We start from the raw sequence: 24,878 nt of genomic DNA, 5'->3' as shown, positions 1-24,878 counted from the left end.
AAAATTTAGTACCTTTACATATAAAATTAGTACGAACCCTATTTGGCCAAAAACCCCCGTTTAGGCCAAACCAAGATATAATATATGGGCTGTAGCAGTTGTTCGACCGGTAAGGACGGACAACCTCGTGGTTGCAAGAATAATGGAACTTGTGGTACCGATGGTTGTAATAAATTAACCGTCTTTGATTGGCTTTCCAACATGTCGCTTCCTAATGGTGAAAAGCCGTTTGATTGCGTTGAAGTTAGATTTAAGAACAGTAGAAAAGAATTCTTCAGAAATACCGAAAACCTATCCATTTCAATAGGTGATATTGTGGCAACACAGGCACAATCCGGTCATGACATTGGTATGGTTACCCTTGTTGGTGAATTGGTTAAAGTGCAGATGAAGCGTAAAAAGGTTGATCACAAAGATGAAACCCTTCCAAGGATTCATCGTAAGGCATCTCAAAACGATATTGATAAATGGCAAAAATGCCGTGACCGCGAAGAGGAAATAAAAAAGCGCGCACGGGAAATTGCCATTATTTTGAAACTTCAGATGAAAATTTCGGATGTTGAGTTTCAAGGAGATGGTTCAAAGGCCACATTTTATTACACGGCCGAAGATCGCGTAGACTTTAGGCAGTTGATCAAGGATATGGCCAAAGCATTTGGTATTAGAATTGAGATGCGTCAAATAGGGTATCGCCAAGAAGCTCAGCGTTTGGGTGGTATAGGTTCCTGTGGACGGGAATTATGCTGCTCTACATGGCTCACGGATTTTAGGTCCGTAAGTACTTCTGCGGCACGGTATCAACAGTTATCGTTAAATCCACAAAAATTGGCAGGACAATGCGGAAAGCTCAAATGTTGTCTAAACTATGAGCTAGATATGTATTTAGATGCCTTAAAGGATTTTCCGTCTCAGGACACTAAATTGTTCACGGAAAAAGGCCTTGCGTTCTGTCAAAAAACAGATATTTTTAAAGGAATGCTGTGGTTCTCTTACAAAGAAGATCCATCAAATTGGCACACTTTAACCAAGGAGCAAGTGCAGGAAATTCTCGAAAAAAACAAAAAGAGAGAAAAAGTTGCCAGCCTAGAGGAATATACGATAGATAATTTCGTTAAGGAAGAGAAGGTGTTCGAGAATGTTGTGGGGCAAGATAGCCTAACGCGTTTTGATAGACCTAAAAGATCATCTAGAAATAGAAACCGTAAGAGAAGCAAGGCTAAAAGTAACAGTGGCAATACCAATAAAAATAAAGGGGCTAAAACGGGTAACACAAACCCTCCTAAAAATAAAAGAAGGAGAAACAATAATCCTAAAAGACAGCAAAATAATGGCTAGGCTCTTACTGGTTCTTGCTGTGGCAACACTGTGTTTTTCGTGCAATGACAATTTGGTCAGGTCAGAATTTCAGGCAACTAAAGGTGGGGTCTGGAACAAGACGGATAATATTGTGTTTTCTTTTACCGAGATAGATACCACCCAAAGACATAACATGTTCATTACCGTTCGTAATGATGCTACTTTTCCCTACAACAACCTGTTCTTGATAGCGGAACTGGAATATCCTTCCGGAGAAACGGTAAAGGATACATTGGAGTATGAAATGGCGTTACCGGATGGTACATGGTTGGGAAAGGGCTACGGTAGTATCAAGGAAAATAAATTATGGTATAAGGAAAACATCGTTTTTCCATCTTCTGGCGTATATAATTTACGGGTCTGGCACGCCATGCGAAAAAATGGTAGTGTTAACGGTGTTGAAAATTTAAAAGGCGTAACAGACGTCGGTTTTGAAATAGAAAAAAGTAACGAGTAAGGTATGGCCAAGGTTGTTAAAGAGAAAAAGACCAATGGGTATTTTAAATACATCAAATGGTTTTGGATCCTGTTTATTTCAGGTATTCTGTTAGTTGTATTGATATTTTTGTCTGCGTCTTGGGGACTTTTGGGAGAGATGCCCGAATACGAATACCTAGAAAATCCGCAGACCAATTTGGCTACCGAAATTATTTCTTCGGATGCAAAGACATTGGGTAAATTCTACTTGGATGATAACCGCACACCTGTGCCCTATGACAGCCTTCCCCAAAATTTGGTAAATGCGCTTGTGGCCACGGAAGATGCCCGTTTTTATGATCATTCAGGAATAGATGCCCGTGGTACGCTTAGAGCTTTTGCTTATTTAGGAAAAAAAGGAGGTGCTAGTACCATATCACAACAGCTAGCGCGTCAACTCTTTGTAGGGGTAAGGTCTAAGAACAAATTTGAGACCATCAAACAAAAGGTAATGGAGTGGGTTCTGGCCACGCGTTTGGAAAGACAATATACCAAGGAGGAAATCATTGCCATGTACCTTAATCAATATGATTTTCTTAATAATGCAGATGGAATACGCTCTGCCGCAAAAATCTATTTTGGTAAGGAGCCACAAGAGTTAAAAACGGAGGAGTCTGCCGTATTGGTAGGTATGCTTAAGAACTCATCTTATTTTAATCCGATCAGAAGGGAAGAATTGGTTAAAAACCGAAGAAACACCGTTCTGGGTCAGATGGCTAAATACGATTACATCACGGAACAGGAAAAAGATTCGTTACAAGCCTTGAAGATGGATATTAATTTTAATCCAGAATCACATAAAGAAGGTTTGGCTACTTACTTTAGAATGTACCTACAGGGTTTCATGAACGACTGGATATCCAAAAACCCTAAGCCAGCTTTAGAAGGTGGTAGGGACAAATGGAATCTTTATTTGGACGGACTTAAAATTTACACGACTATAGATTCACGTATGCAGGCTAATGCCGAAGACGCTGTACGTAAACATATGGCTAATCTTCAAAATGAATTTTTTCACCAAAATACGCCTGATAGAAACCCTACGGCCCCATTTTTAGACTTGGAGAAGTCTGAAATTAATAAGATTATGGAGCGAGCAATGAAAAATTCCTCCAGATGGCGTAAAATGAAGGCGGAAGGAAAATCTGACAAGGATATTCGCGCATCATTTACCAAGAAAACGGAAATGACGGTTTTTGATTGGAATAGTGATGGTCGTGAACGCGATACCATTATGACTCCAATGGATTCGATCAGGTATTATAAAACCTTTTTAAGGGCGGCTATGATGTCTATGGAACCCCAAACAGGACATGTAAAAGCTTGGGTTGGTGGAATTGACTATAGGCATTTTCAATACGATAATGTTATTCAAGGTTCACGACAGGCAGGTTCAACTTTTAAACCTTTCGTATATGCTGCGGCCATTGACCAATTAAGACTTTCTCCATGCGATTCTTTACCGGATACTCAATACTGTATTGAAGCAGGAAAACACGGTAATATGGAAGCTTGGTGTCCTAAAAATGCAGTTGGGCAGTATTCTGGTAAAATGTATACCTTAAAAGATGCATTGGCAAACTCAGTAAATACGGTTACCGCACAATTGATTGATCGGGTCGGACCTAGATCAGTAGTATCAATAGTTAAAAATCTTGGAATTAAAGGAGACGTATTAGAAGTGCCATCTATTGCATTGGGTACGCCTGATTCCAATGTATATGAAATGGTCGGGGCTTATGGTACGTTCGCCAACCAAGGTGTATATGTAAAACCTGTTATGGTTACGCGTATTGAAGATAAGAATGGAACCGTTCTTTATGAATACGTGCCTGAGACCAAAGATGTGCTAAGTAAAGATGTAGCTTATGCTATGGTTAATCTTATGGAAGGTGTTACTCATGGAGGTTCTGGTACACGTTTGCGTCATAGTTACCAAAAGAATGCAACTGAATATAAAGAAATCATTACGGGCTATCCATACGGGTTTACAAACCCGATTGCAGGTAAAACAGGTACGACACAAAACCAGAGTGATGGGTGGTTTATGGGAATGGTACCAAACTTAGTTACTGGCGTTTGGGTTGGTGGTGAAGAAAGGTCTACACACTTTGCGTCTATAAAATACGGCCAAGGAGCATCTATGGCATTGCCTATCTGGGGGCTGTACATGAAGAAAAACTATGAAAATAAAAATCTAGGAATTTCTGATGGCGAGTTTGAAAAACCTAAAAATTTATCCATTAACGTAGACTGTACCAAAGTGGTTGGTGATAGCGATGATGATGGTGGGTTAGACGATGATTTGGATGATTTGGATTTCTAATCCATAAAAGTAATTTAAGCTTTTTAATTGCCCGTGACTTTCACTGAAAGTCACGGGCAATTTCGTTTAAAAATTGTAACTTGACTCCAACAGAAATCTTTTATTCCTTAAGTATGATCTCTAAGAAAGTAGCAGATGTAAAAGAAGCCTTGCAAGGCATTCAAGACGGGATGACCTTTATGCTAGGCGGTTTTGGGCTTTGCGGAATTCCAGAAAATGCCATTACCGCACTTGTTGAATCCAACATTAAGAATATTACTTGTATTTCCAACAACGCCGGGGTAGATGATTTTGGGCTAGGGTTATTGCTTCATAAACATCAGATAAAAAAAATGATATCTTCTTACGTAGGTGAGAACGAAGAATTTGAACGGCAAATGCTGAGTGGCGAATTGGAAGTGGAGCTAACTCCGCAGGGTACGTTAGCCGAAAAATGCCGTGCGGCACAAGCCGGATTTCCTGCATTCTATACGCCTGCCGGTTATGGTACGGAAGTAGCAGAAGGTAAGGAAACCAGAGAATTTAACGGAAAAATGTATGTGCTTGAGGAAGCCTTTAAAGCGGATTTCGCATTCGTAAAAGCATGGAAGGGAGATGAAGCCGGGAACCTGATTTTTAAGGGTACGGCCAGAAACTTTAACCCTTGTATGTGTGGAGCTGCCAAGATTACCGTTGCCGAAGTTGAAGAACTTGTGCCGGCAGGTGAATTGGATCCCAATCAAATTCATATTCCCGGAATATTCGTGCAACGTATTTTTCAAGGAAAAGATTATGAAAAGCGTATTGAACAACGAACGGTTAGGGCGAAGCATTAAAGCGATTTGAAATTTTTAATTCTCAAATCAACACATTTTCAAATTACCATTATGTTAGATAAAAACGGAATCGCAAAGCGAATAGCAAAAGAAGTTAAAGACGGTTACTACGTAAATCTAGGAATCGGGATACCTACGTTGGTGGCCAACTTTGTGAGAGATGATATAAATGTAGAGTTTCAAAGTGAAAACGGAGTTCTAGGCATGGGGCCTTTTCCGTTTGAAGGAGAAGAGGATGCAGATATTATAAATGCCGGAAAGCAAACTATTACCACCCTTAACGGAGCATCTTTCTTTGATTCGGCTACCAGTTTTGGAATGATTCGCGGTCAACATGTAGACCTTACTATTTTAGGTGCGATGGAAGTTTCGGAAGATGGCGATATTGCCAATTGGAAGATTCCCGGAAAAATGGTGAAAGGTATGGGGGGTGCTATGGATTTGGTAGCTTCCGCCGAAAACATAATCGTAGCCATGATGCACACGAACAGAGCTGGTGAATCCAAGCTTCTAAAAAAGTGTAGTTTGCCGCTAACGGGCGTGGGCTGTGTTACTAAGATCGTTACAAATTTGGCGGTGATCGAGGTTACCAAAAAAGGATTTAAACTGTTGGAACGTGCACCTGGTGTAACTGTTGATGAAATTAAAAAAGCAACTGAGGGAACGTTAATTGTTGAAGGAGAGGTTCCTGAAATGATTTTGTAAGTAAAATCTCTTTCTTTTTTCGCTGTATTTTCTAGGCAAATACATCTTGTTTAGTCCTTTACAACAGAATATTGCTACTTCACAACAAGTTTTTTTTTAGCAAGGGCTTGGGTGCTATTTTTATGGTGTTATTAATCGAAAGTCGCATCCCAAATCCGATTTTACCAAAACTTACAACCTATGGAAGCCCAAATTAACCGAACTACAGAAGAAATTCAAGTGTACAAGAATGATTTTTTCAGCGGAATCGTAATGCTGACAAGAAAGTTATTTATGCTGTAAAAGCTTTTGAAAAAGAAATTAGAAAAAGTGGCTCACCCAAAGGCCGCTTTTTTTATGCCTTGTTTTTTTGAATTGTAAAATTTGGGTTATAGTAACCTAAGGATTTCCAGGGCCCGTTCCAGCGTTTCGTTTTTCTTAGCGAAACAAAACCGTAAAACACCATCTTGCCTGTTCTTCATATTAAAGGATGAGATAGGGATACTGGCCAATTTGTAATCAATAATCAAGCGCTTAGCCAGATCCTCATCATTCTCATTTGTAATTTTGGTATAATCTAAAAGTTGAAAGTAGGTGCCTTGGGAAGGTTTAAATCTAAATTTGGAATCCTTTAGTCCATCCAAAAATAAGTTTCGTTTTTTCTGATAAAATGAAGGTAGGCTCAAATAGTGTTCCTCATTTTTTAAATATGCGGCCATAGCACGTTGTACAGGATGGTCAACACAGAACACTGCAAACTGATGTGTTTTTCTAAATTCATGCATTAATTCCTCAGGTGCGGCACAATAGCCTATTTTCCATCCGGTAACATGGAAGGTTTTGCCAAAGGAGGCGCAGACAAAACTACGTTGTGCTAAATCTTCAAAACGGGATGCACTTTGGTGTTCGTTTCCATCAAAAACAATGTGTTCATATACTTCATCACTTAAAACAATACAATTGGTCGGTCTTAAAATGTCTTGTAGCTGTAACATATCCTCCTTAGAAAAAATGCGTCCGCTGGGGTTGTGGGGTGTGTTTATGATGACCATCCGGGTTTTGTCGGAAAGCTTGTTTTTAAACTCTTGCCAATTCACTCGGTAACCATCGGCATCTAATTGCACATAAACTGGTACTCCCCCATTAAGTGTAATGGCCGGTTCGTAGCAATCGTATGCCGGTTTCAGAACAATTACTTCATCGCCGTGATTAACAAAAGCAGTGATTGCCGTAAATATAGCCTGTGTAGCACCTACCGTAACGGTAATTTCAGTCTCGGGATGATATGATCTGTTATGCAGTGTTTCAATCTTTTGTGAGATGATTTCACGTAGGCCATAATACCCTTGCATTGCGGCGTATTGGTTATGTCCGCTTTGCATGGCATCCGTAACCAGACTTTTTAACTTATCATCTACTTCAAAATTCGGGAAGCCTTGGGAGAGGTCTACCGCATTATGTTTGCGCGCCAAATTTCCAACCGTAGTGAAAATTGTGGTTTTTGCGTTCGGAAGTTTAGATGAAAATCTCAAATTAGAGGGTGTCATTCGGTACTGTTAGGTTAAGATTTCAATTTACAACTTTATAAGGCACATACTTTTTCTTTTTTTCCAAACTTAACTACAATCCCTTATATTTATGCATCCAAAATATATGATATGCGTAATTTTCGAACTTTAGTTTTATTACTTTCTATGGTTTTTGTGTCAAATACCGTTTTTTCCCAAACACCTTCATCAAAAAAGATAAAAACGCTTATCGTTGATGGTCAAAACAACCATGGTGAGTGGCCCAAGATTACGTATATGTTGAAGACCGAAATGGAGAATACAGGGTTATTCACTGTTGAGGTGGCTCGTTCAGCATTTACATGGAAAGGCGATGAGTTTATTTCTGAGTTTCCTATTGCAAATCTTCCAAAAACGGAAGCAAAGGAGAAACCACAAATGGACCCAAATTACAATCCTGATTTTTCAAAGTATGATTTGGTCATTTGTAATTTTGGGTGGAACGCCGCTCCATGGCCGGAAGCCACTCAGAAGAAATTTGAAAAATACATCAAAAAAGGAGGCGGACTAGTGGTTTTCCATGCTGCTGATAATTCTTTTCCTGAATGGGAAGCCTACAATCAAATGATCGGTTTGGGCGGTTGGGGAGACCGTACGGAAAAAGACGGACCCTACGTATATTATAATGATGCCGGTAAACTTATACGTGATAATTCGCCCGGAAATGCCGGTGCCCACGGTCCACAAAGTGAGTACCAGATTCAAATAAGGGAAGACCATCCAATAACCAAAGGAATGCCAAAAGTGTGGTTGCATACCAAAGATGAGTTATATAACAGTTTACGTGGTCCTGCGGAGAATATGACCATTTTGGCTACGGCTTATTCGGAGCCAGAAAATAAAGGGACCGGTAGACATGAGCCTGCGCTTATGACTTTGGAATATGGTAAAGGCCGTATATTCCATAATATTATGGGACACGTAGATTATTCCGTGGAATGTGTAGGCTTTATGACCAGTATGCTTAGAGGAGCTGAGTGGGCAGCTACGGGTAAGGTAACGCAATCCATTCCTGAAGATTTTCCCACAGCCGATAAAACAAGCTCTAGAAAGTTCGTAAAATAATCATGGAACTTACCTTAAGTATACCTGCATTACTTTTTCCTGCCATATCATTGACTATGCTGGCCTATAATGCTAGGTACTTGGCTATTGCGGCATTAATCAGGCAACTTCATCAGAAGTATGAAGAAACGGCGTCACCTACTATTGCTTTGCAAGTAAAAAAGCTACGTAAACGCCTATCTATCATAAAGAATATGCAGGCCACCGCAATATTCAGTTTTTTATTGGCAGTAATTACCATGAGTTTAATTTATGTTGAATTGCGATTCTGGGCCAATCTGGTTTTTGGCATTAGTCTTTTGGCGCTTATGGTTTCTTTGGTGCTTTCTTTTATTGAGGTTCAGCTCTCTACAAAAGCCCTCGAAATTCAACTAGAGGATATGGAAAAATAGAAATTCACGGCCGGATTTTAAAACGTTAAGAAACCGACTAACTAGTTTGTAAAAGGTGTAAAAGGAAATGTTCCTGCTAAAGTTAAGTCCCGTTTTTTGTTGTTCAATCATAGATGAACGTCATATATTATAGGCTTTTTCCGATTAGAGGGATAGCTTACAAACTGCTTAGTTGGTTTTTTTGTAGGCGTTTCTTAAATTCTGAGAGATAACTTTTTTGATGTGTCGGTGAAGCATAGTTTAAATGGGATAAACACCAACCTTATCTATCGGCTTGTATGACGCCTTTGTTGGTAGGCATGCCAATATGAAAAAGAGCATCACCTCTATTGACCACCGCTTGGTGATTGATGCAAAATACCAAACCGTCGAATGGGGCTTTTACTATTTTGCTCCGTTTGGCATAGGGTCCGGATACGATACCCAATACCTGCCCTTTTTTGATTTTACTGCCGTTTTCTATTTTTGGAACGAACATTCCTGCGGTAGGAGCCCGTAACCACTTTCTGCTGCCCAAATGAACCGTATTGTTCCGTTCAATATATTTGGGTTCAATAGTTGCTATCATATCAAAGTGCTTCATTACGTTCAGGACACCTTGCATTCCTTCAATAATAGCGTGATTGTCAAACCGCATACTTTCTCCTGCTTCAAAGACCACTGTAGGTATTTTCATTTGAAAGGCCGCATTCCTAAAGGAGCCCTTAATCAGTTTGGATGAAAAGGAAATGGGAGCATTAAATACCTTTGCCAGTTCTTCGCTTTGCTCATCTTTTTCGGTATACCTTATTTGCGGAAAATTGTGCCGTTGTCCTCCTCCTGTATGCAAGTCTATCCCATAATCTACTTGAGATAGAATTGCTGAGGTATAGTGATATGCAATTCGGCCGGCCATGGAGCCAATTTTAGAACCGGGAAAACTTCGGTTTACGTCTTTTCCATCAGGAACATCCCTGGAATAATGGATAAATCCAAAAATGTTTAGGATAGGCACTGCAATTACGGCACCACTGGTAATATTGAATCGTTTTTCGGTCAGCATTCGCCGTACAATTTCAATACCGTTTATCTCATCGCCATGAAGGCCGGCTTGTACCAAGAGTGTAGGGCCCGGTTTTTTTGAGTTAAATACATACACCGGTATGTCAATTAAAGTCCCGGTAGGTAACCTATCAATACTAATATTTAATAATTTGGATTCTCCAGGTTTAACGCTTTCGCCTTCTATAGTTATGGTTTTGTTGTTTTCCATTTGGTATTGTGATGTTCTTTTTTTTCTTGAAGTATAAGAGGTTATCGTCTTCTCTTAAGGCAATTTTGTTCTACAAACTGTACAATTTCTTTGGCAACGTTTACTCCGGTTGCTGCTTCAATGCCCTGCAATCCAGGTGAAGCATTTACCTCCAAAAGTAACGGACCTTTTTTTGAACGTATCAAATCTACGCCCGATACGCCTAAACCAATATATTTAGTGGCATTTATTGCCATTGCTTCTTCTTTGGGGGAGAGTTTTACGGCTTGGCTGCTGCCACCACGGTGTAAATTGGAGCGAAACTCGTCTTTTCCGCTGGTGCGTTTCATACTGGCCACCACCTTGTTGCCAACTACAAAAACCCGAATATCCTCGCCTTTACTTTCCTCAATGAACTCCTGCATAAAAATGCCGGTTCCCATTTTGTAAAAAGTGTCTATAATGGATTTTGCCGATTTTTTGGTTTCCGCTAAAATAACCCCAAGGCCATGTGTACCTTCTTCTAGTTTAATGATAAGGGGTGCGCCGCCAAGAAGTTCAATTTGTTGTTCAATATTATCCGGGTCTATGGAAAGGAGGGTTTCGGGTACGGGAATTCCTTTGTTGGATAGTAAAAGTAACGCTTTGGCCTTGTTTCTTGCTTTATAAATACCTGTAGAGTGCGCGGTACTGAACACTTTGTTCATTTCAAATTGCTTAACAACGGCTACGCCATGGTTGGTGACCTTAGAGCCTATACGGGGTATAATAGCGTCAAAAGCGTCTATTATGTTTTCTTGACGAAAAAGTACCTGAGGTTGGGCTGTATTAATTTTTACGGAACATTGGGTATGGTCTACCCATTCTATGTAGTGCCCTAATTTTTTGGCTTCGTCTGCTATTCTACTAGTTGAGTAGACATTCATACTAACTGAAAGGAGGCCAATATCCATATTAAAATATAAGTCTGTGGTAATTTAAGACCTTAATATCGTTCAAAAAATGGATATGCGGAAACTGGAAGTTAAAAATTGAAGAATAAAGTATTCTATTTTAAAATCTAACGGGAAGTTGAAAAATCTGGAGAAAGGCGTGAAGGCCTTGCTTAAAACGTTTCTAAATACTTTACTAAAGAGACTCAAAGTTTGTTAAAGCCAAGCTTATGCCCTAATTTTGTCTACAGTCTTTAAACTAACTCCAACTTATTATAAAATGAGCGGATTGATAAAATCTTCGATAGCCCGAAAAGTGGTCATGGCCCTATCGGGTCTTTTTTTGGTCTTTTTTCTTTTGCAACACTTTGTCATTAACATTACTTCGGTAATTGCGCCCGATACTTTTAACGAGTGGTCGCATTTTATGGGTTACAATGGTTTAGTGCAGTACATCTTGCAGCCCGTACTTATAGCCGGTGTAGTAGTTCACTTTGTTATGGGTATTGCACTTGAACTAAAGAATAACAAGGCAAGAGCCGTAAAGTACAAGAAGTACAACGGTGGAGCCAATTCTTCCTGGATGTCCAGAAACATGATCATAACCGGTTTGGTGGTCCTTGCTTTTCTTGGATTACACTTGTACGATTTTTGGGTACACGAAATGGCATACAAATACATTGAGGTAAATCCTGAAGACCCAACACGTTACTATGCGGAAACCGTAGAAAAGTTTGAGCCGTTCTTGAGAACTATTCTTTATGTGATTTCTTTTGTACTGTTATCATTGCACCTATGGCACGGTTTTGCTTCGTCTTTTCAGTCGGTAGGGGTGAACAACAAGTACTCTGCAGGCATTCAGACTTTCACTAAAATATACTCGATAGTAATTCCATTAGGATTTATTTTTATCGCTCTTTACCATCATTTTAACCCAATAACACATTAATTATGGGCATATTGGATTCAAAAGTTCCAAAAGGGCCATTGGCCGCTAAATGGACCCAACATAAAAACGATATTAACCTGGTAAACCCTGCCAACAAACGTAATATTGATATTATAGTTGTGGGAACTGGGCTTGCAGGTGGTTCTGCCGCTGCTACTTTAGCAGAGTTAGGCTATAACGTAAAAACATTTTGCTACCAAGATTCACCGCGTAGAGCGCACTCTATTGCCGCTCAGGGTGGTATTAACGCAGCAAAAAACTATCAAGGTGATGGCGATAGTGCCTACCGTCTTTTTTATGATACTATAAAAGGGGGCGATTACCGTTCTCGTGAGGCCAACGTTTATCGTTTGGCAGAAGAATCGGCCAATATTATTGACCAATGTGTTGCGCAAGGGGTTCCTTTTGCAAGAGAATATGGTGGATTGTTGGACAACCGTTCTTTTGGTGGTGTACTGGTGTCGCGTACGTTTTATGCAAAAGGACAAACAGGGCAGCAGCTTTTATTAGGTGCCTATGCGGCCATGAACAGACAAATTAATAGAGGTAAAATACAATCGTTCAACCGTCATGAAATGATGGATTTGGTACTTGTTGATGGAAAAGCAAGAGGTATCATTGCCCGTAACTTGGTTACCGGTGAAATTGAGCGTCATTCGGCCCACGCCGTGGTTTTGGCTACCGGAGGTTACGGAAACGTATTCTTCCTATCTACCAACGCTATGGGAAGTAACGTAATGGCCGCTTGGAGAGCACACCGTAAAGGAGCGTTCTTTGCAAATCCATGTTTTACCCAGATTCACCCTACTTGTATTCCGGTTTCAGGTGACCATCAATCTAAATTAACGTTAATGTCCGAGTCGCTCCGTAATGACGGTCGTATTTGGGTGCCAAAACGTATTGATGATGCAGTTGCGATCAGGGAAGGGAAATTAAAACCTATTCAGCTTAAAGAAGAAGATCGCGATTACTACCTAGAGCGAAGATATCCTGCTTTTGGAAACTTGGTGCCTCGTGACGTGGCTTCACGTGCGGCCAAAGAACGTTGTGATGCCGGTTTTGGAGTGAACAAGACGGGAGAGGCCGTTTATTTGGATTTTGCTTCGGCAATTCAACGTTACGGTAAAGAGGAAGCGCTTACACACGGTATTAAAAATGCCGATGACAAGGAAATTACACGCTTAGGTAAAAAAGTAATCGAGGCTAAATACGGAAACCTTTTTCAGATGTACGAGAAAATCGTAGATGAGAATCCGTATGAAACCCCAATGATGATTTACCCAGCGGTTCACTATACCATGGGCGGTCTTTGGGTAGATTATAACTTACAGACCACTATAGAAGGATGTTATTGTGCAGGTGAAGCTAATTTTAGCGATCACGGAGCCAACCGTTTAGGGGCTTCCGCATTAATGCAAGGACTTGCAGATGGCTATTTTGTATTGCCTTATACAATTGGAGATTACCTATCCAAAGATATTAGAACGGGAGCCATCCCAACGGATTCTGCGGAGTTTGACGCTGCAGAAACTGCGGTTAAAGAAAGGTTGAACAAATTAATGTCCGGTAGCGGACAGCACTCTGTAGATTATTACCATAAGAAACTAGGTAAGATCATGTGGGATAAGTGTGGTATGGCCAGAAACGCCAAAGATTTACAAATAGCCATTGATGAAATTTCTGCACTACGTGCCGATTTCTGGGCAAATGTAAAAATACCAGGAAAAGCAGACGGCATGAACCAAGAGCTTGAAAAAGCGGGTCGTGTTGCAGATTTCTTGGAACTAGGAGAATTGTTCGCTAAAGATGCCCTAACCAGAAACGAATCTTGTGGAGGTCACTTTAGGGAGGAATACCAAACTGCAGAAGGTGAAGCGCTACGTGACGATGAGAACTTTAAATTTGTTTCCGCTTGGGAATACAAAGGAGAACCTAAAGATGCCGTGTTGCATAAAGAGGAGTTGGTGTACGAGAATATTGAATTGAAGACAAGAAGTTATAAATAAATAGCTATGAAGCTTAACTTAAAAATATGGCGTCAAAAAGATGCTAAGTCCAAAGGTGAACTTGTAGACTATCCTATTAAAGGTATAGAAGGCGATATGTCTTTTCTTGAAATGTTGGATGTTCTTAATGAAGAACTGATCAACAAAGGAGACGAGCCGGTACAATTTGACCATGACTGTCGTGAAGGAATTTGTGGTGCTTGTTCATTGCAAATAAATGGTGAGCCTCATGGTCCAGACCGTTTGGTAACTACATGTCAGTTGCATATGCGTAAGTTCAAAGATGGCGATACTATTGTTATTGAGCCATTTCGTGCAACGGCCTTTCCGGTTATCAATGATTTGGTAGTAGATAGAAGTTCTTTTGATAGAATTCAACAGGCTGGTGGATATATCTCTGTAAATACTTCAGGTAATACGGTAGATGCCAATGCTATTCCTATTAACAAGCATGCGGCAGATGAAGCAATGGATGCAGCAACTTGTATTGGTTGTGGAGCATGTGTAGCAGCTTGTAAAAATGCCAGCGCCATGTTATTTACATCGGCAAAAGTATCGCAATTTGCTTTGTTGCCCCAGGGGCAAGTAGAAGCCGTTGATCGTGTTCAAAATATGGTACGCCAAATGGATTTGGAAGGTTTTGGTAACTGTACTAACACCGGAGCGTGTGAAGTGGAATGTCCTAAAGGAATTTCATTAGAGAACATTGCCCGTATGAACCGTGAATATTTAAGCGCTACTACAAAAGGATAACCTTTATACAAGTACTAAACACACTTTATAATATTTAAAATCCCAAGCACCTATTTTAGGAGTTTGGGATTTTTTGTTATTTTAAACTATGCCCAAAGACTATCCTAAAGAGCGAATTAAAGTTCCCCGTTTTAACGAGGAATCGGGTTTCTATACTACGCCCAAGCGTTCTAAGATTATGAGTAAAATCAGGGGCAAGAACACAAAACCGGAACTGGCATTTAGAAAGGCGCTTTATGCGGCCGGGTACCGCTATCGCATAGATTACAAAAAGTTGATCGGTAAACCGGATATCGTCCTAAAAAAATATAAAACCGTCATTTTTATAGATGGTGAGTATTGGCATGGCCACAACTGGGAGGAAAGAAAACCAAAGGTAAAGACCAATAGAGAATTTTGGATTGCTAAAATAGAACGGAACATTCAGCGGGACGGGGAAGTCAATGAAGAGTTAGAGCGCTTAGGTTATAAGGTATTTCGATTTTGGGAAACCGAAATTAAAAAGGAACTTGATCGATGTTTAACTGAAGTAATCCGTCATTTGCAATCTTATCAATAGAGCAAGTATCCATTTGTTTTCCGTCAATGCAAACTGCTATTAACCGGTATCTTGCAGTATAATAAATTAATAATCATTAAAAAATTATACATATGAAGAGGATAGCAATTTTAGCTACAAATGGATTTGAAGAAAGCGAATTAAAATCACCAAAAGAAGCCATGGAAAAAGAAGGCTTTCAGGTAGATATCGTGAGTCTGGAATCAGGGGAAATCAAAGGATGGGCCAATGGCAATTGGTCTAACTCATACAAAGTGGATAAAACCATAGATCAAGTAACTGCGGAAGACTATAATGCACTAATGTTGCCTGGCGGTGTTATTAACCCTGATAAGCTGAGAAGAGAAGAGAAAGTATTAACTTTCGTAAGAGACTTCTTTAAGCAAGAGAAGCCCGTAGCAGCCATATGTCATGCAGCTTGGACACTAATTAGTGCAGACGTTGTAAAAGGCCGTAAAATGACTAGTTTTAATTCTATTAAGGACGATTTAGTAAACGCTGGAGCGAACTGGGTAGATGAGGAAGTAGTAGTAGACCAAGGGTTTGTAACCAGTAGAAATCCTGATGATTTACCAGCCTTTAATTCAAAACTGGTAGAAGAAATTAAAGAAGGTAAACACGAAGAACAGCACGCATAGGAATAAAGTGTAGCTAACCGTGATTAAATTATGGCCCCTGCAGTTCGCAGGGGCTTTTTTTATTTCGGACTTTAGGAAATTTAATTAGCGCTTGATAGCATTTCATCGGTGAAATGAGCCGCTTGTATTTTTCACAACAGACTTGGATGAGTTCACAACAATAATTTAGGCGAATGAGAAATCGTCCGTAAGTTTACAGTGTAATTAAGTGATAGTAATGACCCCAAATCTACTCTTGAACTTAACCGAAACAAGTAACGAATCCCAAGTCCGCTACTTAACCTACAGAAGCTTATAGAAAATACCGGTCCCCACCGGAAAGTTTAAAAACCTACTTAAAAAGAAAAGCCCCGATATGGGGCTTTCTTTTTTTTCGCTGTGTTCTGGGTCAATCAATAGTAAACGTTACTTCTGAAGATTTTCCGCTACCTTTTAATTGAACCGTATATTTCCCTTTGGACAAATAGATTTTTCCGTCCTTTGCAGTCTCTAGATTTGTTTTGCTCTTTTTTTCAAAAGCTGCTTTTCCGGCATCTGTAAAGGCTAGATCATACGAAAGTATATTAAGGCCCTTATCCGCTTTTAGTTCCGCCTTACTCACAATTACACCTTGGTCAGAGGTAATAACAGCTTCAAATGAATTGGCTTCAGCACTATAAAAAGTAATATCAAGACCCGGTGTGCTAGCTTTTGCCCAAGTGCTTGGCGGGTTGCCCCAATTTTTAGAGTGTTTGATATTCTCCAAACCAAAAACCACCAACTCTTTTTTAAGTAGTTCAGGAGTCATTTTTTGAAGAACCGAAATAGCTGCTTTATAAATACTTCGCCCGTGCGTACCAACTAAAAGATGCTTGGCTTCCGGTTGAATTACCAAATCATGAACGGCCACATTGGGCATTCCGTTTTGAAAAAACTCCCAAGAACTCCCTTGATCAAAAGATACGTAAAGACCATTATCGGTTCCAACAAAAAGAAGGTTTTCGTTTTCAGGGTCTTCAACAATTACGTTCACCGCAGCCGTAGGAATACCAGTTGCAATGGTTTTCCAAGTTTTTCCATAGTTGTCGCTTTTAAAAATATAAGGTGTAAAATCATCCCACCTGTAACCGTTTAAACAGAGATATACACGCTCTTTTTTATGTTTGGACGCGACAATACGGCTCACCCAAAGCTTGGCATCCGTTTGAATTTCATCTATGTTTTTTGAAATGTTCTCCCAGTTGCTTCCTCCATCCTTTGAAACATAAACGAGTCCGTCATCACTTCCCGCGTACAAAAGGCCAAAGGAGAAAGGCGATTCCGATAAGGTAGTGAGTGTTCCGTAGGCCACATTGCCCCGTTTTCCACCGTGGGTAAGGTCTGGCGATATCGTTTCCCAATCATCTCCTTGATTCATGGAACGATGAAGTTTGTTGCTGCCCAAGTAAAGAATATCTTGGTTGTGTGGTGAAAGCAAAATTGGGGTTTGCCAATTAAACCGGTACGGAGCCTCGCCCAATTCATGCTTTGGTTGAATATAGTATCGTTTTCCGCTGTTCTTATTAATCCTGTAATAATTACCAAATTGATATCCGGTGTAGACGGTATTATGGTTGCGGTTATCTATTTCTATTTGCATACCATCGCCTCCCATTAGGGATTTCCACGGGTAATCTCCCGTTTGGTGCCATTTTTTGTTTTCCTCTGCATTATGGGCGCCTTCCCATACCCCATTGTCCTGTAGACCCCCATATACATGATAGGGCTCTTGATTATCTACATTTATCGCATAGAATTGGCCTACTGTGGGCGAGTTGTTCTTGATCCAGTTTTCCCCATCATCATAAGAAATATTAACACCACCGTCATTGCCATTGATTAGATGGCCCGGCATATGTGGATTGACCCATAGTGCATGGTGATCGGCATGTACGTTATCACCGTTTATAGAAGTGTAGGTTTTGCCTCCATCTGCAGATTTTATTATGGGTACTCCTCCCAAATATATTTTGTTTACATCGTTGGGGTCTACCCGTATTTCACCAAAATAATATCCGTAACTGTACAATAGACCATCAATATAATCTTCGTTTTGTTTTTGCCATGATTTTCCTCCATCATTACTCTGGTATACCTCTGCACCGATTACGGGCGTGTCAAAAAGAGCGGAATTCGCATTTTCCAGGTATTTAGTGATGTCTGCCGGTTTAGCTACACCGCTGCGAATCATTTGTTTCACATTTTCAGCACGGTATTTTTCCTGAAAATTATTTGTTTTTAGAAAGGCGTTCAGTTTCTTGTCATCAATTTTTAGAAAATCGATTTCAGACATCGACTTAAAATCTTCTTTTGACAGTTCATTGGATTTTTTTTCGGGCTTTTCAGTTTTCTCCCGATGTTCCTGATTGTCTAGAAAAGCATACACCGTGTTTTCATCAAATACGGCCAACCCAATACGGCCAACCCCATAACCGGTAGGAAAACCGCTTCCGTCATTTGAGATTTTTGTCCATGAACTTCCGCTATCGTTACTTTTGTAAATGCCCGAATCGTTTCCACTGCCAAGAAAATCCCATGCTTTTCTATCTTTTTCCCATGCGGAGGCGTAAAGGATATTAAAATTGCCCGGTACCTGAGCAATATCTATTATCCCGGCCGTGTCACTTATGAACAATGTTTTTTTCCATGTCTTGCCACCGTCTGTAGTTTTGTAGACGCCTCTTTCGGTATTTGGTGAATATAAGTGGCCTGTAACACCTATAACTACCTCATTTGGGTTGTTGTCATTTATAAGAATACGTCCAATGTGGTGGGAGTCTTTTAACCCAACATTCTGCCATGTTTTTCCTTGATCGATTGATTTTAAAATTCCCACTCCCGAGTAAGAGGATCTAGAGGCGTTGTTTTCGCCTGTTCCCACCCAAATTGTGCCTGTTTTCCAGTGAACGGCAATATCGCCAATATTCTGGGTTTCCGAGGAATCCATTATAGGAGAAAAAGAAGTTCCATTATTGTTGGTGTACCATAACCCGCCACTGGCATACGCTACATAAAATTCTATGGGATTTTCAGGATTAACATCTAGATCAACAACCCTGCCGCTCATAACAGACGGACCAATATTTTTTAAAGGGATGTTCTTTACTAAAGAAGTGGTACCCATTTGCTTCTTAAGCTGAAGCCCTTGCTGAACAGCTTCGTATGAACTAGGCATATTTTGTGCGTTGCCGGTAAGCCAAAAAAGCAAGAGGAAGGATAGGCCAAAAAGTCTCATGATAATCAGTTTTCTACGTAACGGAAAGTTACTAAAACTGAGTTATAATTTGCACTTAACCCTAAGAAATACAGATAAAACTTACAAGTAAACCGTCATATACTAACAGTTAACGAGGAAACAGTTAAAATTTACAATTTCTGTTGTGTCCTAACTTAAATTTTTGTTAATTTATTCAAGAGGATGAAGCTAAAAACCAGTTTAAACGTCCTTTTTCAGTAAAATATTTGACCTGTTCACCACAGGTTTTAAAACAAGTAACATAACCAACTTTAATTAGGGACCCCAAAGGTTTTAACAAACCTTTGGGGTCTTACCATTTGTGGGTTCTTGTAAATCATTAATTTTGATAAAATTCAAAATTGATATGAAGTACGATCAAATAAAGAGTAGTCTTTTTATTAAAAACAGAAAGAAGTTTATGGCCGCAATGCAACCTAAAAGTATTGCTGTTTTTAACTCTAATGATATTTACCCAATAGGTGCGGATAGCACCTTGCCTTTTGAGCAGCATAGGGACCTATTTTATTTAAGTGGCGCGGATCAGGAAGAAACGATATTGGTTCTTTTCCCGGACGCACTTTCCAAGAAACATCGTGAAATACTTTTCGTAAGAGAAACCAATGCCCATATTGCCGTTTGGGAAGGTGAAAAACTAACGAAAGAGAAAGCTACGGAAGTCTCGGGAATTGAAACCATTTATTGGTTACAGGATTTTGACAAGGTATTTTTTGATTTGATGACCGAGGCAGATACCATCTACTTTAATACCAATGAGCACTACAGACAAGCGGTTGAAACACAAACCCGTGAGGACCGCTTTATAATTGATTGTAAGCAAAAGTTCCCTGCACATAAGGTAGCTAAGAGCAATCCAATTTTACAAAAGATAAGAGGTGTAAAAGAACCCGAAGAAATAGAACTGATGCAGACGGCGTGTAACATTACGGATAAGGGGTTCCGTCGCGTGTTGAGCTTTACAAAGCCCGGTGTTTGGGAGTATGAGATAGAGGCGGAATTATTGCATGAATTTATTCGCAACCGTTCTAAGGGTTTTGCGTATTCACCTATAATTGCGTCGGGTAATAATGCCAATGTTCTACATTATGTTGAAAACAACCAACAGTGTAAAAGTGGCGATTTAATTTTGATGGATACAGCGGCGGAATATGCCAATTATTCTTCAGACCTGACTAGAACAATTCCCGTTAACGGAAAATTTACCCCGCGACAGAAAGAAGTGTACGAAGCTGTTCTGCGCGTAAAGAACGAAGCGACTAAAATGCTGGTACCCGGAACAATTTGGGCGGACTATCATGTAGAGTGTGGAAAACTGATGACTTCAGAACTTTTAGGCTTGGGGCTATTGGATAAAGCCGATGTTCAGAATGAAAATAAAGACTGGCCCGCCTATAAAAAATACTTCATGCACGGTACCAGTCACCATATTGGATTAAATACTCATGATTATGGGGAACTGAAGCAACCAATGGAAGCCAATATGGTCTTTACCGTGGAGCCCGGCATCTATATCCCAGAGGAAAAAATGGGCATTCGTATAGAGGATGATGTGGTGATTCAAGAAAAAGGAGAACCGTTTAACTTAATGGCCAACATTCCTATTGAAGTGGAGGAAATTGAAGAGTTGATGAATAAGTAAAATATGTATTAGTTGACAGGGGTGGTTTTATGTCCGTGATTTATCTAGAAGATTGACCATTATAAAAGCCACCCCTGCCGGCAATACCCATCCCAGGCTATATCCACTTAAAGGAATATACCCTTGAACCTCGGATAAGGCTTCGGTAAAACCAATACTTCCTAAAAAATCCGGAACACTGAAAATTACGGTAAGTAAAACCACTGCTCTGAATACTTTTTCAGATGCAAACTTTTCCGGCACTATATTTAAAAGAATAAGCACAATGGTAATAGGGTATATGAACATTAGTGTGGGCAGTGCAACGGCAATAATGTACCCCACATTAAACTGGCCCATGACCACACCTAAAATACAACCCAGTATGGCGGTAGTTAAATATACGGCTTGTGAATCGTGAAACCTGTATTTTATAAAATCTGCCGTACCGGTTACAATTCCCACTGCGGTGGTAAAACAGGCTAGGCTTACCAGAATGCTCAAAAATAGATTGGCGGTATTACCCAAGGTTTTGGTGCTAATGCCACTAAGTAAGGCCGTACGTGAAATATCTGCATTGAATTCGCCGTGCATCAAAGCACCTGTAATGATGAGTCCGGTATAAATAAGTAGCAGACTGAGTCCGGCTAACCAGCCCGAACGTCTGATCAGAACTTTCTTTTCTTCGTAAGTAGCATCTTTTTTCTTCAGGTTGATTGAAATAATAATTACGCCACCCACCACAACCGCGCCTATAGCATCAAAAGTTTGGTAACCTTCAAGAATGCCATCTGAAAACGGATTCTGAAATACAGTATCGCTAAAAGTAAAATCATAGGAAAATATAGCCGTACCTATTATAAGGAACAAAATCAAAATTATAGCTGGGGTCAAAAGCTTTCCTAGAATATTCAGTATTTGAGAACGGTTAATGACAAATACAAAAACAAGCGCAAAATATATAATACTGGTTAACAGTGGAGGTGAATCAAAAAAGGGCTGAATGGCCATCTCATGCGTAACCGCTGCCGTACGTGGTGAGGGCAGGCTTATGGAAATCGCGTAGATAAGTAAAGAGTAGATGAGACTAAAAGCGGGTGAAACTTTTTTTCCAAAGTCAAAAATTGTCCCCTGTAATTTGGCATGTGCCATAATGCCCATAATGGGAATGAGTACCGCGGAAGCACAAAACCCCAAAGCCACCAACCACCATAGATTTCCGGCTTTGTTGCCTAGAAGTGGAGGTAGTATGAGGTTACCGGCCCCAAAGAATAATGAGAACAATGCAAAAGCGGTAACCAGTACCTCTCTAGTTTCCTTTGTTAGCATAAAACGTAATTAGAAATACAAAGATGAACCATTTCTATTTGTCTATTGGATTGTTGTACTTCATCGAAAATTTAGATGGTCATTCATCGAGATCGACGAACGGCAAGCTAAAAAACAAGATGTACTAGTCCTAACATAAAATCGCGGAAAGATACCGTAAATTCACCTGATAACAAATGTACGGGAAGCCGATATTAAGGTGTTGTTCATCGAATAAAATGTATTTCATCGAAAAAACGGCACAATCGTAAGACCTTGCCCAATAAAAAAAGATATGGTAGCGTTCAAGTAGAAAGAGTGCCTAAAAATCACTAAAAAGTATAGACCCAAATTTGCAGTAAGCGGCTTCCCAAAAGCCGATGATGCGTTTTAAACCTACAACCATGAAGAAGTTTTTTTGCAGTTTATTCGGGCATCACTACACGGTGTCAAAAAAAGTGACCCTCCACATTAAAGAGTACAAATGTATCCATTGTGGAAAACAAGTTACAACAGACGTAAGTGGAAACCTTTCAACGCTTACTCCGGAACTGCAGGATATTAATAAAACCTTAGAAAATATATTTCAGAAAAGACATAGGGCAGCAGAGCATGCCGCTTAACTATGCTTTGGCACCGAAATCCTGAACCGTTATTGGCATCGGGATTTTAAACTTATTTCCGGAAATTTAGGAAACAGCCTCGTTCTCCACTGTCGTTCGCCCCACAACAGTATAAGTTAGGTATGTCCTTTATTTTCGGGAATTTTTTGTTTTTATGCCTTTCCAAATAGTTCGTAATAGTCTATTTTACAGAATCTTATAAGTTGTTTTCTTCTATTGTTTTTAGAATTTTAGCGCTTATGAGGTCAATTTTTGCATCGGGTAAATCATGCCCCATATTATCTACCCATAAACTATCTGCTTTTGGAATTACCTTTGCCATTTTTCTTCCATGTTCAATAGGTATAACAGGGTCTTGCTTACCGTGAACGACAAGCACGGGCAATTTCAATTTTGATAGGCCATCATATCTTGGTTCAGCGGTCTCAATCGCTTTTTGATGTTGCCTTCCCGCAATAAAATGAAAGCCATCCCGCCTTTCAATATTATAAAGAGCAGCTTCCGCTAGGGGTTTGCTGGCTATAGGGCCCGTAGCCTCTCCCATTAAAATTCTTTTTTGAACAAACTGAAGTTTCATTTGAGCTTTTTTTCCGCCAAAAACACCATATTTTAATACGGCGCTTATCATTTTTGGAAGAACTTCGGGAGATGGTGTTGGCAGAGTAGAATCGAACAAATCTGCGGAAGACATAATAGAAGTTAGACTTTTAAATCGGTTTTCTTGTTGAATTACGGCAATTTGAGATATCATACCACCCATGGATACACCAACAATATGGGCCTTTTCAATATGTAAACTATCAAGAATTGCAATGGGGTCATTGGCCATACTGGTAAGAGTATACTCCTTATCCGTTTTTTTTAGACGTTGGGTGAGGCCTGTTCCTCTATGGTCATAGCGTATAACATCATAACCGGCTTTGGTAAATTTTGAAATAAAACTCGGTGGCCACGTGAGGGCGTCGTTGGCAGCACCCATTACCAATAAAATAGTCCCTTTTTTAGGGTTTGTAGCTGGGATATGCTCGTACCAAATTTTCCAACCGTCAGAAATGGCAAATCCTGTTTTACCCTTAACCATTTCGGGTAAAGGTTCGTGAATTACCGTTTTGATCAGTAATTCCGTCTCATTGGATAATTTGGGAACGGACGCACAGGCGTAAAATAGGATAGTAATTAAGGTTAAAGCGAAAAATCTAGTTGCCCAATACTTACATCTATTACGCTTTTTCATAGAAGTGATTTAGTCTTTTGATTTGAATGAATTCCACCCTTGGGCGGTCAATTCAATTTTGGTATTGCCTCTTGTGACCAAATGGGCACCTTCGCTCTCATGGGTCATATGACCAATTACCGTTAAATTGGGATTCCCTTTTATTTTATCGAAATCATTCTGTGAAATAGTAAAAAGAAGTTCATAGTCTTCCCCTCCACTTAGGGCTACCATGGTGCTATCTACATTAAACTCTTCACAAGCGGAAATCACGGTAGGGTCTAACGGAATTTTTTCTTCAAACAGATTACAACCTATTTTACTGTTTTTGCAGAGATGAAGAATTTCTGATGAAAGTCCGTCACTTATATCGATCATTGCGGTAGGCCGTACCTCTAACTTTTTTAAAAGTTCAACAATATCCTTTCTAGCTTCGGGTTTTAATTGTCTTTCAACAATGTATGAATAGGGCGATAAATCAGGTTGATTATTGGGATTCACCTTAAAAACCTCTTTTTCACGATCTAATACCTGGAGACCCATATAGGCGGCACCTAAATCTCCGCTAACAACTAAAAGATCATTTTCTTTTGCTCCATCACGATATGTGAGTTCCTCTTCTTTTGCCTCTCCTAACGCGGTAATACTAATAAGCATTCCTGAGGTAGAAGATGTGGTATCTCCTCCTATAAGGTCTACATTAAAAATCTTTGCAGCAAGGGCAATACCGGCATATAGTTCTTCTAGTGCCTCTAACGGGAAACGGTTAGAAACGGCCAATGAAACGGTTATTTGCGTAGCCGTTGCATTCATAGCATACACATCGGATAAGTTTACCATCACCGCTTTGTAGCCCAAATGTTTTAAAGGCATATAGCTGAGGTCAAAATGAACCCCTTCTATCAGTAAATCTGTTGTTAAGACGGTTTTATCCTTATGGTCAAATACTGCGGCATCATCTCCAACACCTTTAATGGTGGAATTGTGGGTAATATCAAAATTTTTGGTCAAATGGTCAATAAGGCCAAATTCACCAAGTTTTTCCAGGGACGTGCGTTCTTGATTTTTATCTTCTAACATTTTGCAAAAGT

General features: G+C 39.9%; 21 protein-coding genes. 14 read left to right on the top strand and 7 right to left on the bottom strand.

Annotated elements, in window-relative coordinates; translation table 11 throughout:
• Positions 1 to 84: 84 nt before the first annotated feature.
• The 5 genes from H9565_RS01385 (at position 85) to H9565_RS01365 (ending at position 5,679) form a co-directional block, all read left to right on the top strand.
• The gene (locus H9565_RS01385) at positions 85 to 1,335 is read left to right on the top strand and encodes a PSP1 domain-containing protein (RefSeq protein ID WP_215436549.1); all 1,251 of its coding nucleotides are present in this window, start codon (positions 85 to 87) and stop codon (positions 1,333 to 1,335) included.
• Positions 1,328 to 1,813, top strand: a complete 486-nt coding sequence (locus tag H9565_RS01380; protein WP_215436546.1) for a gliding motility lipoprotein GldH — start codon at positions 1,328 to 1,330, stop codon at positions 1,811 to 1,813. The genes H9565_RS01385 and H9565_RS01380 overlap by 8 nt, the downstream gene beginning before the upstream one ends.
• A gap of 3 nt (positions 1,814 to 1,816) precedes the next feature.
• On the top strand, positions 1,817 to 4,159 hold the full coding sequence (locus H9565_RS01375) for a penicillin-binding protein 1A (protein ID WP_215436543.1): 2,343 nt from the start codon (positions 1,817 to 1,819) through the stop codon (positions 4,157 to 4,159).
• A 113-nt stretch (positions 4,160 to 4,272) separates the two neighbouring features.
• On the top strand, positions 4,273 to 4,974 hold the full coding sequence (locus tag H9565_RS01370; RefSeq protein WP_215436540.1) for a CoA transferase subunit A: 702 nt from the start codon (positions 4,273 to 4,275) through the stop codon (positions 4,972 to 4,974).
• Positions 4,975 to 5,025: 51 nt separating this feature from the next.
• Positions 5,026 to 5,679 (top strand): CoA transferase subunit B, encoded by a 654-nt coding sequence (locus H9565_RS01365; protein WP_215436538.1) that lies wholly within the window; start codon positions 5,026 to 5,028, stop codon positions 5,677 to 5,679.
• Between the two features lie 368 nt (positions 5,680 to 6,047).
• Here H9565_RS01365 and H9565_RS01360 read toward each other — a convergent pair whose 3' ends face one another.
• Positions 6,048 to 7,205: a methionine aminotransferase gene (locus tag H9565_RS01360; RefSeq protein ID WP_246560172.1), complete on the bottom strand. Its 1,158-nt coding sequence runs from the start codon at positions 7,203 to 7,205 to the stop codon at positions 6,048 to 6,050.
• A 111-nt stretch (positions 7,206 to 7,316) separates the two neighbouring features.
• Here H9565_RS01360 and H9565_RS01355 point away from each other — a divergent pair, with 111 nt between their 5' ends.
• On the top strand, positions 7,317 to 8,291 hold the full coding sequence (locus H9565_RS01355) for a ThuA domain-containing protein (protein WP_215436536.1): 975 nt from the start codon (positions 7,317 to 7,319) through the stop codon (positions 8,289 to 8,291).
• Positions 8,292 to 8,293: 2 nt separating this feature from the next.
• Positions 8,294 to 8,683, top strand: a complete 390-nt coding sequence (locus H9565_RS01350; protein ID WP_215436535.1) for a DUF2721 domain-containing protein — start codon at positions 8,294 to 8,296, stop codon at positions 8,681 to 8,683.
• A gap of 262 nt (positions 8,684 to 8,945) precedes the next feature.
• Here H9565_RS01350 and H9565_RS01345 read toward each other — a convergent pair whose 3' ends face one another.
• Positions 8,946 to 9,935, bottom strand: a complete 990-nt coding sequence (locus tag H9565_RS01345) for a succinylglutamate desuccinylase/aspartoacylase family protein (protein ID WP_215436532.1) — start codon at positions 9,933 to 9,935, stop codon at positions 8,946 to 8,948.
• Between the two features lie 41 nt (positions 9,936 to 9,976).
• Complete coding sequence (locus H9565_RS01340) at positions 9,977 to 10,867, bottom strand: RimK family alpha-L-glutamate ligase (protein ID WP_215436530.1); 891 nt, start codon at positions 10,865 to 10,867, stop codon at positions 9,977 to 9,979.
• A gap of 259 nt (positions 10,868 to 11,126) precedes the next feature.
• Here H9565_RS01340 and H9565_RS01335 point away from each other — a divergent pair, with 259 nt between their 5' ends.
• From H9565_RS01335 to H9565_RS01315, 5 genes are all read left to right on the top strand, one after another.
• Positions 11,127 to 11,795 carry a succinate dehydrogenase cytochrome b subunit gene (locus tag H9565_RS01335; protein ID WP_215436528.1) on the top strand — a complete coding sequence of 223 codons (669 nt, stop codon included), beginning with the start codon at positions 11,127 to 11,129 and terminating at the stop codon, positions 11,793 to 11,795.
• Between the two features lie 2 nt (positions 11,796 to 11,797).
• A complete protein-coding gene (locus H9565_RS01330) occupies positions 11,798 to 13,801 on the top strand; it encodes a fumarate reductase/succinate dehydrogenase flavoprotein subunit (protein ID WP_215436526.1) in 2,004 nt (667 codons plus the stop codon).
• Between the two features lie 6 nt (positions 13,802 to 13,807).
• The gene (locus H9565_RS01325; RefSeq protein ID WP_215436524.1) at positions 13,808 to 14,554 is read left to right on the top strand and encodes a succinate dehydrogenase/fumarate reductase iron-sulfur subunit; all 747 of its coding nucleotides are present in this window, start codon (positions 13,808 to 13,810) and stop codon (positions 14,552 to 14,554) included.
• An 88-nt stretch (positions 14,555 to 14,642) separates the two neighbouring features.
• A complete protein-coding gene (locus tag H9565_RS01320; RefSeq protein ID WP_215436522.1) occupies positions 14,643 to 15,113 on the top strand; it encodes a very short patch repair endonuclease in 471 nt (156 codons plus the stop codon).
• Between the two features lie 92 nt (positions 15,114 to 15,205).
• Positions 15,206 to 15,751: a type 1 glutamine amidotransferase domain-containing protein gene (locus H9565_RS01315; RefSeq protein ID WP_215436519.1), complete on the top strand. Its 546-nt coding sequence runs from the start codon at positions 15,206 to 15,208 to the stop codon at positions 15,749 to 15,751.
• A 388-nt stretch (positions 15,752 to 16,139) separates the two neighbouring features.
• On the opposite strand, the gene H9565_RS01310 is transcribed toward H9565_RS01315, so the two are convergent.
• Positions 16,140 to 19,004, bottom strand: coding sequence for a beta propeller repeat protein (locus H9565_RS01310; RefSeq protein ID WP_215436516.1), 2,865 nt, complete (start codon positions 19,002 to 19,004; stop codon positions 16,140 to 16,142).
• Between the two features lie 367 nt (positions 19,005 to 19,371).
• Here H9565_RS01310 and H9565_RS01305 point away from each other — a divergent pair, with 367 nt between their 5' ends.
• Positions 19,372 to 20,664, top strand: a complete 1,293-nt coding sequence (locus H9565_RS01305; RefSeq protein ID WP_215436513.1) for an aminopeptidase P family protein — start codon at positions 19,372 to 19,374, stop codon at positions 20,662 to 20,664.
• 27 nt (positions 20,665 to 20,691) lie between these two features.
• On the opposite strand, the gene brnQ is transcribed toward H9565_RS01305, so the two are convergent.
• On the bottom strand, positions 20,692 to 21,972 hold the full coding sequence (gene brnQ / locus H9565_RS01300) for a branched-chain amino acid transport system II carrier protein (protein WP_215436510.1): 1,281 nt from the start codon (positions 21,970 to 21,972) through the stop codon (positions 20,692 to 20,694).
• Between the two features lie 383 nt (positions 21,973 to 22,355).
• Here brnQ and H9565_RS01295 point away from each other — a divergent pair, with 383 nt between their 5' ends.
• Positions 22,356 to 22,574, top strand: coding sequence for a hypothetical protein (locus H9565_RS01295; protein ID WP_038236978.1), 219 nt, complete (start codon positions 22,356 to 22,358; stop codon positions 22,572 to 22,574).
• Positions 22,575 to 22,770: 196 nt separating this feature from the next.
• Here H9565_RS01295 and H9565_RS01290 read toward each other — a convergent pair whose 3' ends face one another.
• Positions 22,771 to 23,808 (bottom strand): alpha/beta fold hydrolase, encoded by a 1,038-nt coding sequence (locus H9565_RS01290; RefSeq protein ID WP_215436507.1) that lies wholly within the window; start codon positions 23,806 to 23,808, stop codon positions 22,771 to 22,773.
• Between the two features lie 9 nt (positions 23,809 to 23,817).
• Entirely contained in the window at positions 23,818 to 24,867 is a 1,050-nt protein-coding gene (gene thiL / locus H9565_RS01285) for a thiamine-phosphate kinase (RefSeq protein ID WP_215436504.1), read from the bottom strand.
• Positions 24,868 to 24,878 lie beyond the last annotated feature (11 nt).

This window comes from Zobellia russellii, from assembly GCF_018728565.1.
GTDB classification, from domain to species: domain Bacteria; phylum Bacteroidota; class Bacteroidia; order Flavobacteriales; family Flavobacteriaceae; genus Zobellia; species Zobellia russellii.
This window is presented reverse-complemented; position numbering and strand designations above follow the sequence as displayed.

Excerpts from the sequence above, each read along its gene's own strand:
- H9565_RS01360 (WP_246560172.1), bottom strand. The coding sequence starts at position 7,205 with ATGACACCCTCTAATTTGAGATTTTCATCTAAACTTCCGAACGCAAAA.
- H9565_RS01310 (WP_215436516.1), bottom strand. The coding sequence starts at position 19,004 with ATGAGACTTTTTGGCCTATCCTTCCTCTTGCTTTTTTGGCTTACCGGC.
- H9565_RS01370 (WP_215436540.1), top strand. The coding sequence starts at position 4,273 with ATGATCTCTAAGAAAGTAGCAGATGTAAAAGAAGCCTTGCAAGGCATT.
- H9565_RS01325 (WP_215436524.1), top strand. The coding sequence starts at position 13,808 with ATGAAGCTTAACTTAAAAATATGGCGTCAAAAAGATGCTAAGTCCAAA.
- H9565_RS01320 (WP_215436522.1), top strand. The coding sequence starts at position 14,643 with ATGCCCAAAGACTATCCTAAAGAGCGAATTAAAGTTCCCCGTTTTAAC.
- H9565_RS01335 (WP_215436528.1), top strand. The coding sequence starts at position 11,127 with ATGAGCGGATTGATAAAATCTTCGATAGCCCGAAAAGTGGTCATGGCC.
- H9565_RS01355 (WP_215436536.1), top strand. The coding sequence starts at position 7,317 with ATGCGTAATTTTCGAACTTTAGTTTTATTACTTTCTATGGTTTTTGTG.
- H9565_RS01290 (WP_215436507.1), bottom strand. The coding sequence starts at position 23,808 with ATGAAAAAGCGTAATAGATGTAAGTATTGGGCAACTAGATTTTTCGCT.
- H9565_RS01305 (WP_215436513.1), top strand. The coding sequence starts at position 19,372 with ATGAAGTACGATCAAATAAAGAGTAGTCTTTTTATTAAAAACAGAAAG.
- thiL (WP_215436504.1), bottom strand. The coding sequence starts at position 24,867 with ATGTTAGAAGATAAAAATCAAGAACGCACGTCCCTGGAAAAACTTGGT.
- brnQ (WP_215436510.1), bottom strand. The coding sequence starts at position 21,972 with ATGCTAACAAAGGAAACTAGAGAGGTACTGGTTACCGCTTTTGCATTG.
- H9565_RS01350 (WP_215436535.1), top strand. The coding sequence starts at position 8,294 with ATGGAACTTACCTTAAGTATACCTGCATTACTTTTTCCTGCCATATCA.
- H9565_RS01295 (WP_038236978.1), top strand. The coding sequence starts at position 22,356 with ATGAAGAAGTTTTTTTGCAGTTTATTCGGGCATCACTACACGGTGTCA.
- H9565_RS01315 (WP_215436519.1), top strand. The coding sequence starts at position 15,206 with ATGAAGAGGATAGCAATTTTAGCTACAAATGGATTTGAAGAAAGCGAA.
- H9565_RS01385 (WP_215436549.1), top strand. The coding sequence starts at position 85 with ATGGGCTGTAGCAGTTGTTCGACCGGTAAGGACGGACAACCTCGTGGT.
- H9565_RS01330 (WP_215436526.1), top strand. The coding sequence starts at position 11,798 with ATGGGCATATTGGATTCAAAAGTTCCAAAAGGGCCATTGGCCGCTAAA.
- H9565_RS01380 (WP_215436546.1), top strand. The coding sequence starts at position 1,328 with ATGGCTAGGCTCTTACTGGTTCTTGCTGTGGCAACACTGTGTTTTTCG.
- H9565_RS01365 (WP_215436538.1), top strand. The coding sequence starts at position 5,026 with ATGTTAGATAAAAACGGAATCGCAAAGCGAATAGCAAAAGAAGTTAAA.
- H9565_RS01345 (WP_215436532.1), bottom strand. The coding sequence starts at position 9,935 with ATGGAAAACAACAAAACCATAACTATAGAAGGCGAAAGCGTTAAACCT.
- H9565_RS01340 (WP_215436530.1), bottom strand. The coding sequence starts at position 10,867 with ATGGATATTGGCCTCCTTTCAGTTAGTATGAATGTCTACTCAACTAGT.
- H9565_RS01375 (WP_215436543.1), top strand. The coding sequence starts at position 1,817 with ATGGCCAAGGTTGTTAAAGAGAAAAAGACCAATGGGTATTTTAAATAC.